This window comes from Chryseobacterium sp. PMSZPI (assembly GCF_002835665.1).
Classification (GTDB): Bacteria; Bacteroidota; Bacteroidia; order Flavobacteriales; family Weeksellaceae; genus Chryseobacterium.
Window position 1 is genome coordinate 66,028 of record NZ_PIZV01000037.1, and the last position, 14,960, is coordinate 80,987.

At 36.3% G+C, this 14,960-nt stretch carries 8 protein-coding genes; 2 read left to right on the forward strand and 6 right to left on the reverse strand.

Annotation, left to right across the window (positions count from 1 at the left end):
• Positions 1-40: 40 nt before the first annotated feature.
• The 4 genes from CW752_RS07875 to tsf all read right to left on the reverse strand — a co-directional run bounded on the left by CW752_RS07875 (position 41) and on the right by tsf (position 10,334).
• Positions 41-2,905, reverse strand: a complete 2,865-nt coding sequence (locus tag CW752_RS07875; protein WP_101239196.1) for a T9SS type B sorting domain-containing protein — start codon at positions 2,903-2,905, stop codon at positions 41-43.
• Between the two features lie 137 nt (positions 2,906-3,042).
• Positions 3,043-5,898, reverse strand: coding sequence for a gliding motility-associated C-terminal domain-containing protein (locus CW752_RS07880; protein ID WP_101239197.1), 2,856 nt, complete (start codon positions 5,896-5,898; stop codon positions 3,043-3,045).
• Positions 5,899-5,977: 79 nt separating this feature from the next.
• The gene (locus tag CW752_RS07885) at positions 5,978-9,325 is read right to left on the reverse strand and encodes a T9SS type B sorting domain-containing protein (RefSeq protein WP_101239198.1); all 3,348 of its coding nucleotides are present in this window, start codon (positions 9,323-9,325) and stop codon (positions 5,978-5,980) included.
• Positions 9,326-9,506: 181 nt separating this feature from the next.
• A complete protein-coding gene (gene tsf, locus CW752_RS07890) occupies positions 9,507-10,334 on the reverse strand; it encodes a translation elongation factor Ts (RefSeq protein ID WP_101239199.1) in 828 nt (275 codons plus the stop codon).
• 143 nt (positions 10,335-10,477) lie between these two features.
• Here tsf and CW752_RS07895 point away from each other — a divergent pair, with 143 nt between their 5' ends.
• Positions 10,478-11,239, forward strand: coding sequence for a DUF6759 domain-containing protein (locus CW752_RS07895; RefSeq protein ID WP_101239200.1), 762 nt, complete (start codon positions 10,478-10,480; stop codon positions 11,237-11,239).
• A gap of 265 nt (positions 11,240-11,504) precedes the next feature.
• Positions 11,505-12,332 carry a hypothetical protein gene (locus tag CW752_RS07900; protein WP_101239201.1) on the forward strand — a complete coding sequence of 276 codons (828 nt, stop codon included), beginning with the start codon at positions 11,505-11,507 and terminating at the stop codon, positions 12,330-12,332.
• Between the two features lie 46 nt (positions 12,333-12,378).
• Here the strand turns inward: CW752_RS07900 and CW752_RS07905 are convergent, their stop codons facing one another.
• On the reverse strand, positions 12,379-13,335 hold the full coding sequence (locus tag CW752_RS07905; protein ID WP_101239202.1) for an acetyl-CoA carboxylase carboxyltransferase subunit alpha: 957 nt from the start codon (positions 13,333-13,335) through the stop codon (positions 12,379-12,381).
• Positions 13,336-13,383: 48 nt separating this feature from the next.
• Entirely contained in the window at positions 13,384-14,892 is a 1,509-nt protein-coding gene (gene gltX / locus CW752_RS07910) for a glutamate--tRNA ligase (RefSeq protein ID WP_101239203.1), read from the reverse strand.
• Positions 14,893-14,960: the final 68 nt, after the last annotated feature.

Sequence of the window (14,960 nt, forward strand, 5' to 3'; positions counted from 1 at the left end):
TTTTAAAATCGTGGTTTTTGAAAATTTTATGATTATTCTATTATTCTCTGTTTTTTACCATAATCCAGCCGGTATATTTTATAGCTGCATGAGTATTATTGGCACTGTTTGGTTCAGTCCAGCCTACTTCATACCAGTAGTTTCCGGTAGGAACTCTCTTATTTCCATCAAAAGTTCCATTCCATTTGTATCCATTGGATTTATCAGCCTGGTAAATTTTAGTTCCGTATCTGTCAAAAATGTTAAGTACCAGATTATCTTTGGTTGCTAATGAAGAATAATCAATAGCATCATTGATTCCGTCATTGTTTGGTGTAATAACATTGATCAGGTTAGGGATTGTGATATCTACTTTGATTGGTGTACAGTTGTAATCATCTTTTACATATACACTTATGTTACCTCTGGCAAGATTAGTAAATACATTAGAGTCCTGCCAGGTTAGATTATCGATAGAATACTTATAAGGAGCTGTTCCTCCGATAACGTTGACTGTAATCGTATTGTTTGAAACATCAATATTCGTGATAACAGGTTGTTCAGAAGGGTATACTTTTACGGTCTGTACTGTGTAGCAGTCTCCGGTTCTAAGTTTAACCCAGTAAACGCCTACTCCCACATTTTTAATCGATTGAGTAGTCGCTCCTGTACTCCATTCGTATCCTTTGAAGCCTGGTCCTGCATCAAGTGTTGTCGTTCCTTCCATACAAACAATTTTATCAACTAAAATATCAGATTTTACAGGAGGAAGAACAGTAAGAGTTACTTCTGCAATTCTATAACATCCATTAGCATTGATTACTTTTATGTAAACAACACCCGTTGGAGCGATGTAATGAGCAGGATCTAAAATTTCATTAGTTCCGGCATGTGCATCTGCAGGAGATGGGTAATATTTTTTAGTAATACCGGCTGCAGTTGTTACAACAGCATTGGTAAGGTTAAACAATCCTGTAGATGGATTGGATTCTATGTAGCAAGTTCTCAATGCATCATTATTGATGGTAGGACTTTCTGATACTGTTAAATTTAAAGTAACTTCTTCACAATCTGTAAAGTCAGGATTGTTACCACAGAATTTATAAACAATAGTATCCGGACCCACGTAGTTATATCCCGGGGCATAGCTTATTACTCCTGTTGTAGGATCAATAACGGCATTACCATGAGCCGGAGGGGTAACAATGGTTACTGAACCTGGAACAACAGTCTGGGTTGAGTTTGTAAATGTCGGAACAATTAGTTTTACTCCATCACATACTGTTGCAGAGGTAGTTGTTTGTGTAAGACAAGTATATACTTTATATACCGGAGTTATTTCCGGAGGGCAAGATCCGATTGTGATTTTTACAGTATAGTTTCCTGATGTCGGTGGGGTATATGAATGTGTGGTTGCACCAGGAATAGCAACATTATCTCTATACCATTGATAAGTGTCAAAACTGTCGTCTACTTCTAATACCAATCCCGGAATACAAGTTCCTGTTTGTTTTGCAATAACAGGAATAGAGGAGAATCCTGCGAAATATCCTCCGTAACCCAATGTTCCACTTCCTCCTGCAATACCTGCGGTAACAGCTTTTGTAGAGGTAACTGTAACATTTCCTGTGATGGCAGGAACGGAATAAGATACCCATGATGTTGTTCCTGTAACAGGATAAGGGCCTTGTGCAGCGGGAGGTGTTGCTCCGTTTACAGTGACAGCAGCTCCTGCTTCAGTAAGTATATTTAATTTTACGTTTTGGCCTCCTTCCGGAAGTTGATTAATCATTCCAATTTCATCGATCTTTCTTGGTAAGAAACAGTTCAATGGAGGGATGTAGTTATATCCTTCAGTTGCAGTGTTGTTATCAATACCTGCTAAAAGCTGATATACATATGCATTTTTTGTTGTTTTAATGTGCATATTGTAGTGATTGTTCCCCTGGTTGATATATTTATTGGTAAATGTACCGCCAGGTCCTTCAGATACGCGGATCCAATCTCCTTCATTAAGAGTTGCTATTGGAGTAGCTCCCCCGTTTACAAATACTTGGGTATTGGTTTCTGTTGCGATTACTAATGCATCTTCAACCCCATCTGCAATTCCTCCATTACCTTTTACAAGTACAAATTCATTTCCTAACCTGTCTACCGGTACAGATTGGTCCATTACGATATCAGTACCCGAACTTCCTTTAGCTGCAGGTAAAGCAAATTGGCCATTGAAGTTTCCATTGGTAACAGAAATAGGCTTGTCGGATTCTATTTTTGCACCGATGAATCCTTTAGCATTAGCTCCCAGATTTTGAAGCCCTTCAATAATATAAGCCTTCCCTTTGTTTAAGGTAAAAGTTAAGGTAGGATTTGTGATCCCGGTAGTACCATTAGAAAACTGAATTGCTGAATCGTAATCGGATACCGTAATCGTTGTATTATCTTCTGTAGCTAATATTCCGGCTGTGAAATTTAGAAGACTAGTGTTCTGACCAGTCATTGGAGTGGCAGCAGCATAGAATTTTTTTCCGATACCTGCTTTTCCTTTAGAAGTTAAGATCTCTCCGTGACTCGTTACACTAAATCTAAAAGTAGCGTAATAAGGCTTTGTTCCTTTGGTATAAATCCCTTTGCCCACTGGCGAAAATTTTTCACCACTAACAGCCGTGATCATTACGGCAGTATTAATATTAAACCTCTGAGGATTACTTTTACTGATCGTAACAGTTCCTAAAAGTACGTTATCACTGTATATCTCTACAGGAAAAGGGGTCGTTGAATCCGTAGAAAAATATAAAGCTTGTTGGGGGTTGTTCAATACTCCCGAATTGGCAGCCATTGGAGCAAACCAGTGCTCTGTATCCCTTTGGGCAAAAAGCATATTGATTGCCGCGAATAAGAACACCATAAATGATAGAATTCTCTTCATAGATGTTGAAATTAGATTTTTACAAAAATAGTAGAATAATTGATTAATCTTGAAAATTTTTTTGAATATTACTTATTAAATTAATAAAACAAACCACGATTGGGTAATCGTGGCTTATAAAATATGCATGAAATAGGTTAATCTCTGTTTTTTACAAGAATCCAACCTGTGTATTTTATTGGAGTTTTTTCTTTATTTGGCTCATTCCAATTAATATGGTACCAATATGTCCCGGTTTCAAGTTTTTTATCAAAGTGCCTTCCGTCCCACTTGTAATTATTGAATTTATTTCCGGTAAATACTTTATTACCATATCTATCGTATACCACAAAAGAAAGGTTTTCTTTATATCCTAACTCGCTGTAATCTATATAATCATTTACATTATCTCCGTTAGGAGTGATAGCGTTCACCAAATTAGGCACTGTAACTTCTACGCCAATCGGATTACAATCGTAAAAATCTTTTACATAGAATTTATGTTGGCCTCTCGTTAAGCCTGTAAAGACATTAGAATCTTGCCAATTAGCCGTTCCGTCTACAGCATATTTGTATGGTGTTTTACCTCCGGCAGCAATTACTGTAGCAGTATTGTTGCTGATTTCAATTTTTTCAATGACAGGATCTTCTACTTTTTTAACTTTAACGGTCTGCTTCAGGAAGCATCCGTTTTTACCAAGAATCACAAAATATTCACCTACACCTACATTTCTGATTCCGGAAGTCTTTGCTCCGGTATTCCATTCATAAGAATCATATCCTGAGCCTGCATCCAGATCCGTTTTAGCATCCATGCAGATATACTGATCTACCAAAATCGGAGATTTTCTAATAGGCAATGGTACCAATTCTATTTTGGCATTGGCGGTACAGCCTTCAGTAGTTGTTACTTTTACATAAACAGTTCCTCCTGTTGATGGAAAGTTTTTAGGAGTTGTTATTTCATTGACTCCCATACTCAAGTCGTTTAAAGTACGGTAGTATTTTTTCACCACGGAAGCATAGTCGGTCACATTTGCCGTTGTAAGATCAAAATACGCATAAGGATCAACATCATACCAACACGCGTTGATCTTAGCATCTTTTATTGTGAAAGGAACTACGGTAAGTTCTAAGGTTACCTGTTCACAATCTGTAAAGTCAGGGTTATTACCACAGAATTTATATACGATCTTATCCGGACCCAGATACCCCGGATTAGGGTTGTAAGTGATTGATCCGTTCGCATTTATGGTTGCTGTTCCTTTAGTAGGAGGTGTGATGATCGTTACTGTGCTTGGAACCGGAGTTTGTGTTGAAGAGGTAAATGCCGGTGTAATTATTTTCGTAGAACATGCATTAAGTTTTTGTGTTGTCAATTTTAAGCATGTTTGTACTTTGTAAATAGGAGTGGTCACAGGAGGACATGTTCCCATTGTTACTTTTACTGTATAGTTTCCGGATTGTGTAGGTGTATAGGTGTTGGATGTTGCTCCTGAAATAGCTACTCCGTCGCGGAACCATTGGTAAGTTTCATAGCCGTCATTTAATTCAAGGATGATTCCCGGAACGCATTCCCCAGTTTGTTTGGCAATAACGGGAATAGAAGAAAATCCTGCAAAATAGCCGCCATAACCTACAGCGCCACTTCCTCCCGCAATACCGGCAGTAACAGCTTTTGTAGAGGTAACAGTCACATTACCTGTTATATTGGGAACGGAATAAGAGACCCATGCTGTAGTTCCTGTAACAGGATAAGGCCCTTGTGTAGTCGGAAGCGGAGCTCCATTTACATTAATAGTGGCTCCGGTTTCTGTAAGGATATTTAATTTTACATTTTTAGTTCCGCTGGAAAAAGTTTCAGGAAGATCATTGATAAAACCGATTTCATCAATTTTTCTTGGTAGGAAACAGTTCAATGGGGGAATATAATTATATCCCTCTGTTGCTGTATAATTACTAATCCCTGCTAAAAGCTGATATACATAGGCATTTTTTGATGTCTTGATATACATATTATAATGCCCGCTTCCCTGATCGATATATTTGTTGACAAATGTACCATTTGGCCCTTCGTTAATACGAACCCATTGTCCTTCATTAAGTGTAGCGATTGGAGTAGTTCCGTCGTTAACATATACTTGGGTATTATTTTCTGTTGCAATCACCAATGCATCTTCATCTCCATCGGTAATACCTCCGTTTCCTTTTACAAGAACAAACTCATTTCCCAGTCTGTCTGTAGGCACAGATTGATCCATCACAATATCCGTTCCGTCACTTCCTTTGGCTGTAGGTAAAGCAAATTGACCATTGAAGTTTCCGTTAGTAACAGATATGGGTTTGTCTGATTCTATTTTGGCACCAATGAATCCACTGGCATTATTACCTAAATTTTGAAGTCCTTCAATGATATAAGCTTTACCTTTGTTGAGGGTAATATTCATTGTAGGGATTGTGGTTCCGGTGGTTCCGTTAGAAAACTGAACGCCGGGATTATAACCTGAAACCGTTATATGTGTATTATCTTCTGTGGCAAGAATTCCGGTTGTGAAATTTAAATAGCTGATATTTTGTCCTGTCATTGGAGAAGCTGCAGCATAGAATTTCTTTCCAATGCCGGCTTTACCTTTAGAAGTTAATATCTCTCCGTGGCTTGTCACACTGAATCTAAATGTTACAAAATAAGGTTTTTCACCTTTAGTATAAAGTCCTTTACCAACTGTTGCAAATTTTTCAGCCGGTGTAGTGGTGATCATTTTGGCCGTTTCAATTGCGTAGGTTTGTGGATTACCCTTACTGATGGTAACCGTTCCTAAAAGTGCATTGTCACTATATATCTCTACAGGAAAAGGAATTGTGGAATCTGTAGAAAAATATAAAGCTTGTTTAGGGCTATTTAAAACTGATGAATTAGCAGCCATTGGAGCGAACCAGTGCTCGGTATCCCTTTGAGCAAAGAGGGTATTAATTGTCAAAAAAATTAATACCAAACTGAGTAGAAATCTTTTCATACGTAAGGAATTAGGATTTCTACAAAAATAGGCTAAAAAAACAAATATCATTAAAAAAAAACAAATAAATGGAAAGAAGTTATTCTCTGTTCTTAATTAAAAGCCATCCTGAGTGCGAAACTGGTAATTGAGTGTCTGGCTCAATCCATCGTATTACATACCAATAAGTTCCTGTCGGAAGGCTTCTTCCACTAGCTTTTCCATCCCAGATATAGTTTTTATCTGAAGACTTATACACTTGTACACCATATCGGTCTGCTACTTCTATGACAACATTTTGCTTTATTCTTAATTCGGAATAGTTGAGTACATCATTAATGCCGTCTCCGTTGGGTGTAATGGTATTGATAAGGTTAATGATTAAAAACTCCTTAATCACAGGGCGGCATCCATCTGATCCCAATACATATGCAGTATGTATTCCCCTGGATAATCCTGTGAAAATGTTTGAGGTTTGATAATTAATACCATCCAAGGAATATTGGTAAGGAGCAGTTCCTCCGGTTACATACACTGTTGCAGTAGATCCTGTAACATCTATTCTTGTAATGGTAGGAGCTTGTGCAGGGGTTACATTTACATATTGACGATATTTACATCCATTGAAGCCCAGATCTACATAATAGGTTCCTGCTCCTACGGTAACGGTTTGAGTATTTGCTCCGGTACTCCATGAATAAGATGAGAAGCCTGGACCAGCATCTAAAACGACTTTTTCAGTTGAACAAATAACCTGATCGTGAAGTGTATTGGTCTTTTTAGGTGACTTAATAGCCAGAGTTAAAGTTCCTATGTTAGGACAATCATTGCTGCTTTGAAATCTTATGTAGAAAGTTTTTGTCCCGATAATCGTTTGTGATGCAGGGATAGGATTGATGCCGGCTTGTGCATCGGTTAAAGATATATAGAACGACAGTATTACACTTGGATCATTAGTGAAGAAAGGTTTATAATCATTTAAATTGGCGATCTCCGAACCATTAAGATCATTATCACAAATATCAGCTTTCGCAGAATCTGTTATTAAAGGTGTTTTGTTGCCAATTGTAAAGTTGATTTGTCCTAAAGCCGGAGGACAGTCCCCTGAATTTGGAGATACTCTTACATATACCGTTGTATTGGTTGTAAAAGTCCAGTTTGTTGTAAGAGTATTATTATTTCCTGCTGCAGCATCAGCTTGGCTAAGGTAATATTTTACAGTAAAGTTGACCGGAGAATTTACAATTTGTGGCGTTACGTTGTTGAAATTCACATTTACTATTCCATCAAAATTATCATCACAAATACTGGCATTGAAATTACTGGTATTGATATTGGGAGTAGGGAATAGTGTTAGAGCGATAGCTGCCGTTTGTGAGCATCCGTATACTGATGTCACATTAGCATACACAGTACCTGAAGGCCCGGAATAGGAGCTGGCATTAGCAATTGGTCCTGTTAAATTTGGATTAGCAAAATATGTTATTGTGGTTCCGGTGTCCGAGGTTACATTAGCGGTAGTTAAATCAAATATCCCATACCCATTGTTTGCAGAACATGATGATAAAGACGCATTTTGAGTCTGGAGCACGTGAGTATTTATATTGATTTTAAAATATTCAAATGCAGCCGGATTTCCATTCCCTTGAATATAATAGGTAAATGTATCAGAAATATTAGCAGTAAGTCCTGGGTTTGGTGTATAAGTGATTTGCCCTGTTGTTGGGTTTATTGAAACACTTCCTTGAGTTGGAGGTACAATAATACTGGTAGAAGTAGGAACAATCGTTTGACTTGAATTGGTAAATACCGGATTTATTACTTTTGTTCCACATGATCCTATATCATAAGTTGTCGTTGTGATTGGTGGACACAGAGTATATTCATATTCTGAAGTATATCTTGATTCACAATTGTTTTTGGTAATATAACAAGTATAAGTTCCCGGCCCATATAATTCCGGATTAATAGAATATGAAGTTGCGCCCGGAATTAAAGTACCATTGAAATACCATTGATAAGCATCATAATCATTATCTACCTGAAGAAGAACTCCTGCATAACAATCTCCTGTTTTAGTGATGGCCGGAACCGAAGAGAATCCTGCAAAATATCCTCCGTATCCTACAGCTCCGCTTCCTGCTGCAATTCCCGCTGTAACCGGTTTAGTGGAATTTACCGTAATATTTCCGGTTACTCCTGATATAGAATAAGTAACCCAATTGGGGTTTCCATTTACGGGAGCTGCTCCTGTAATTGTATTTCCATTAACGGTTACTACGGCTCCTGTTTGTGTAATGATATTAAGTTTAGTATCATAAGAAGTATTCCCTATTTTGTTGATATATCCTATTTCGTCAATTGCTTTAGGTAAAAAACAACTCAATGGTGGGATAAAATTCATTCCACCAGTCTGATAAACCGTATTTCCGGAAGCCCCGGCGAGAAGCTGATACACATAAACATTTTTATTGGTGGAAATGTTCATATTATAATTTCCGTTACCATGGTTGATATAGCTTGTTGCTTCAATCATATAGTAGTCTCCCGCATTGAGGTTAACACCAGACACAGGATTTCCATTCACATTCAAGGTAGTCCCATTTTCTGTTGCAATGAGTAAAGCTTTTTCCATTCCTACAGTGTTAGGGCCGTTTCCTTTTACCATTACAAAATCTTTTCCCAATCTGTCTGTAGGTACAGCTTGATCCATCAATATATCTACGTTACTGCTATTTTGTGTGGTATAAAGGCCATTGAAGTTTCCATTGGTTACTGATACCGGTTTGTTGGCAACAAGTTTTGCCCCTAGTAGACCTCTTCTGTTATTTACCCCACCCATATTACTATTTACATCAAGGATATAGGATTTTCCTTTGTTAATGGTAAATGTTCTGGTTGCCATTATGCTACCGTCAGCGAAAATAATATTGGGATTATATCCTGATACCGTTACGGTGGTATTATCTTCAGTAGCTGTCACTCCTACAGTAGAGTTTACATAGTCTTTTGGGGAAGTCGTAGGAGCGGTTCCTATGAAAAAAGTTTTTCCAACTCCGGCCATTCCTTTTGAAGTAATAATTTCGGCTTGTTGAGGAACTGAAAATCTGAAGTTGGCGAAGAATTTTTTAGAGCCTTTTGCATGCAGCCCCATTGTATTTGAAGTAAATAAGTTGCCTAAAGTGGAGGCAATCATATAATTGCTCGGAATGATAAGTTCTACAGGATTTCCTTTACTTACCTGTATAGTAGAAAACACAGCGTTATTATTAGACACCTGTACGGAAAACGGAGTAGTTTCGTTAGTGGACAAATATAGATAACATTGCGGAGGAGTATTGCCTTGAAGAGAGCTTGCAGACATTGGAGCAAACCAATGTTCAGTATCTAATTGTGCGTTAGCCAACAGGCCAATAAAAGTACAAAAAATCAGTAGAATTTTTTTCATGCGTTGTTATAAGGGCCGCAAAAATAAGTATTAATATCTTAGTTTTTTAATGAAAAAATTCTGCGAATGTGTATTTATTGATTAATTAAAGTTCATTTCATGTTGTGTTCATATTCATAGACTCCCATAAAAAAAATCCCGATGAGTTTCATCGGGATTTTTTTATTTTTTGAAAGAATGATTAAGCTAAGCTTACTCTTACAAATCCTGTTACTTTTAGGTCTCCGTTTACAGACTTTACGTAGTCAGCTACAGATACGTTAGGATCTTTAATGAAAGATTGGTGTACCAATGTATTGTCTTTGTAGAATCTTTGCATTTTACCTTTAAGGATATTGTCGATAATGTTTTCCGGCTTACCTTCTTTGATAAGTAGTTCTCTTTCGATCTCTAATTCTTTATCAATAGTGTCCTGAGAAACCTGAGTTTCATCCAGTGCGATTGGGTTCATCGCAGCAACCTGCATAGAAACAGCTTTAGCAGCTTCGTCAGCTCCATCTACTTTAGCAGAAAGTGAAGTGATTGCAGCGATTTTGTTTCCAGCGTGGATGTAAGCTCCTAAGAAAGCTCCTTGGATTCTTTCGAAAGATCCGATTTCGATTTTTTCACCGATAACTCCTGTTTGCTCTACTAATTTTTCAGCAACAGTGATTCCGTGGAAATCTGTAGCTAAAAGTTCTTCTTTAGTAGCTGCAGTGATTGCCATTTCAGCTAATTCGTAAGCAAGCTCAATGAAAGCTTCGTTTTTAGCAACAAAGTCAGTTTCGCAGTTTAAAGAAATAACAGCACCTAAAGTGTTGTCTTCGTTTACTCTTGCGATTACAGCACCTTCAGTAGATTCTCTGTCAGCTCTGTTAGCAGCAACTTTTTGTCCTTTTTTTCTAAGGATATCTACCGCTTTTTCGAAGTCTCCTTCAGCTTCAACTAGAGCTTTTTTGCAGTCCATCATACCTGCACCTGTTTGGTTTCTTAATTTAGCTACGTCTGCAGCAACTGGTGTATAAGACATAATATCTATTATTTTTTATTTAAGATTAGTATTAATTTTTAGCTTAATTTTAGAGCAGTGCAAAGATAATGATTTTAATGATAAACTAAAAAATGACTTTTCACGTTATTAATATATTTAATACTATTTTAAAGATTTGATGAATGAAAAAAATCTTCCTTCTTCTATTTGTATGTATTTTTTCTCTTGGTTTTTCTCAAAAAAAGAAAAAATCAAAATCGAAGGCTGTTGTAGAAAAAGAAACGGTAATTATCTATACAGAACAGGAAGCTGAAACTTCAAAAGAGGCTAGAGTTATCGCAGGATTTATTAAGCAGAACCCGGGACATGCCAAAACAGATCACTTCAAAAAAAGATTAATGGAGATTATTATGGCAGATAATTCTCCCGAAGCCAAACCTACAATTAAGCCAATCAGTAAAGAAAAAATTGAAAATATCGTTAAAAATAACGAACTGAATAGTGGTAAAGTAATAGCAGCAAATAAAACTGCAACTACCAATAATAAGAATGCGGATAAAATAAATGATGCAATCAACGCTTTAAAAGAGGAGAGAAGAACAACCTACGCTTCTACAGGATCGACGAAAAGTGCCGGAACATCTGCTGCTTCTGAGCCTAGCGAAGACAATAAAAGAAGAGCGGCTATGCTTACCCATCTTTTTAGTACTGATATTAACAAAAATGAAGCGTATGTTAATATTAAAAACAGGTCAAACTGTAATCTGATTGTAAAAATTAATGGTAAAAAGTATTATAATTTAAGTGTTCCCGCAAAAGGGGAAAATTTTATTTTGATAGATAAAGGCGAGTATGTGCTGACAACGATGGTATGTGATGCAAAATATTCCTCATTAAAGAAAATTACTCAGGATATTGAAATTGCCCTCAATATTGCTGATTAAAATAGAAGAAAACTGAAGTAAAAAAGGCTGTCCTTAAAATGGACAGCCTTTTTATTATTTCTTGCTTTCAGCTTTGTTTTTCCAAAATTCTACTTGCTGTTTCAGCTCTTTGATACGTTCTTCGTATTGCTCAATTAATTTCTCAGAATAATTCATTATGTTTAGAAAAATTATTTATATTTAATCATCAAAAGAACATCAGAAATTTTGGGAATGGGAATTCCAAAAGGACAAAATAAGCTTAACAGTAAATTTATTAAAAAACATGAATGATCGGATTAAAGTCCACACCCCCTGTCCTGAAAGTTGGGAAGATATGCAACATTCTGTTGAAGGAAAATTTTGTGAAAAATGTTCTAAATCTGTTATAGATTTTACAGATAAAACAGAAGAGCAAATTCAGGATATCTTAAAAAAAGCTAATGGAAAAGAAATCTGCGGAAGAATTTCAACAAGATCACTAGCATTAGCCGCTACAGGAATTATCTTAATCACAAATCTTACTTTTACTAAGGCTCAAACTCAAAGTACTGTTGGAATTGCTATTGAACAAAAATCAACAGATGTTACCAAAGTATCGGGAAAACTTATTTTTAAACTAACAAAAAAAGAGATTCCCAATGCTGAAGTTTTCTTTATCAATAGATCAAAGTATATTAAAACAATCACAGATGAAAATGGAAATTTTGCCTTAGAGATACCCAATGAGTTAATTAATAGGAAGAACGTTTTATACTTTGATTTTGAAAAATTAAATAGTGAAACGTATAAAAATCCTAATAGAAAAACTACCACTTTAGTAAATGGTGACATTTATGAAAATACTTCAATTATTTTTTCTAAAAATGAACCAATCAACGGAAAAGAATTTCGGATTGATTCTCAGCATTCATATCTAGGAGGTATAGCTATTATGCCGGAAAGACCTCCGGATTATTATTACTTCAATGGGAAAAGTGTTAGTGAGAAAAAATTTGATCAACTAAAAAAAGAAAACCCGGATTATCAGTATTTCTTTTTCAAAGACAAAGAAGCTGAAATTATTTCCAGAAAAGGGTATTTGGCTAGTTTACAACTGCTATATTCAAATTAAAAGTTTAAAAAAAGGTTAAGAAATTTTTCTTAACCTTTTTATTTTTTTATCCTTTATATTGCCCCATTGCAATGAATTTATCCTGTCTCTGGGTTTCAAGCTCTTGTCCTGTAAATTTGGAGAAAGCTTTGATATTTTGCAAAATAGAATTTTTTAAGTTTAAATAAGTTGTTTCCGGATCGTACTGAGCACCTCCAAGCGGTTCTTCAATGATTCCGTCAATAAACTTTTCTCTTAAAGCATCTTGTGGAGTAAGATTTAATGCATTAGCTGCATCTTCTTTGTGATCCCAGTTTCTCCATAAGATAGAAGAGCAGCTTTCCGGTGCGATTACAGTGTACCATGTATTCTCCAACATGTATACTTTGTTCCCTACACCTATTCCTAGGGCTCCTCCACTTGCACCTTCTCCAATGATATAAGTGAAAATAGGAGTTTTAAGCTGAACCATTTCAAAAATATTTCTTGCAATGGCTTCACCTTGCCCTCTTTCTTCAGCTTCCAATCCTGGGTATGCTCCCGGTGTATCTACTAAAGTTACTACAGGGATATTGAATTTTTCAGCAAGCTTCATCAATCTTAAAGCTTTTCTGTATCCTTCCGGATTTGGCATTCCAAATCTTCTATGCTGTCTTTCTTTGGTCGTTCTTCCTTTTTGAGTCCCGATGATCATTAGTTTTTGACCATCAAGGGTAATCAATCCTCCAATCATTGCCGGATCATCAGCGAAATTTCTGTCTCCATGAAGTTCTAAGAAACTGCCTTTGTCTGCCATTCCGTTGATGTAGTCCAATGTATATGGACGATCCGGGTGACGGGACAGTTGTACTCTTTGCCAAGGTGTAAGATTTCCATAGATTTCTTTTTTCTTTTCTAAAATCTTATCCTCAATCTGGCTGCATGCTAATTTTACATCAACACCACTTTCTTCTCCTACTAAAGAACACGTCTGGTATTGATCCATCAATTCTTTGATAGGAAGTTCGAAACTTAAATATTCCATTTCTTGAAGTAAATTAAATCTTTCAAATGTATGAAAAATTATGTTAACCTATTTAAAATTATTAATAGCATTGTTTATTCTGGAGATACTTTCCTCTTTTCCAAGGATTTCCAAAATATCAGGTACATCCGGTCCTTTCAATTCTCCTACCAAGGATAAACGTAAAGGCATCATCACTTTACCCATTCCCAAACCTTTGTTTTCGGCAAAATCGTGAACGGTTTGTTTCAATGCTTCAGCAGTAAAGTCTGCAGATTCAAGCGTTGTGGTCAATTCTCCTAAAATTGCAGCTGTTTCTTCATTCCATGCTTTTTTAGATGCTTTTTCATCATAGGAAGTTGGAGCTTCAAAGAAGAATTTTCCGTTTTCATAAATATCTTTAGGGAAAGTAGCTCTTTCTTTCATCAGATGAATCACTCTTAATCGTTTTTCATCAGAAACACTGGAAAGGTCAAGATCTGTATTTTTAAGAAGCTGAAGAAGTTCTTCATCAGATTTCATTTGGATATATTGGTGGTTGAACCATTCCGATTTTTCTTTGCTGAATCTGGCACCCGCTTTGTGTACTTTATGAAGATCAAATTCCTTGATCATTTCTTCTAAAGGAAGGATTTCTTTATCATCAGCAGGAGACCATCCTAATAATGCAACCATATTAATGAAGGCATCAGGAAGATAACCGTTTTCTCTATATCCTTTAGAAACTACTCCTGTTGCAGGATCTTTGAAGTCAAGCGGGAATACGGGGAATCCGAATTTATCCCCATCTCTTTTGCTTAGTTTTCCTTTTCCTTCAGGTTTTAGAATCAAAGAAAGGTGAGCAAATTGTGGAGCTTCCCAACCCATTGCTTCATATAATAGAGTGTGTAAACCTAAAGATGGCAGCCATTCTTCTCCGCGGATAACATGGGAAATTTCCATTTCGTGGTCATCGATGATATTGGCAAAATGATACGTTGGCATACCATCATTTTTTACTAAAACTTTATCATCTAAAGTGTTGGTGTTTACTGAAAACTTTCCACGGATGATGTCTTCAAGATTTAATACTCTGTCAACAGGCATTTTGAATCTTACGACATATGGCGTTTTTTCTGCTAATAACTTTTGAACCTCTTCTTCAGAAAGGGCAAGGCTATTTCTTAAACGGTTTCTCGTTTTGTTATCATAGGAGAAAACATCACCTTTAGCCTCGAATTCTGCACGCATAGCATCCAGTTCTTCTGCTGTATCGAAAGCGATATAAGCATAATCTGTTTTTAAGATTTGTTCCGTATATCGGTCATAGATATCTCTTCTTTCAGACTGTCTGTAAGGAGCGAATTTCCCTCCTTTCTTAGGACTTTCATCAGGAATGATTCCGCACCATTCTAAAGCTTCTTCAATATATTCTTCAGCTCCTTCTACATATCTTGCAGTATCTGTATCTTCAATCCTCAATACAAATTCTCCACCTTGATTTTTTGCAAAAAGATAATCATATAATGCGGTTCTTACGCCTCCCAAATGTAAAGGTCCTGTAGGACTTGGAGCAAAACGTACTCTTACTTTCTCCATTTTCAATTTAAATTTTGGTGCAAATTTACTTAAAGTAACTTGAAAAATAAATTGTTTCACTTGATTAT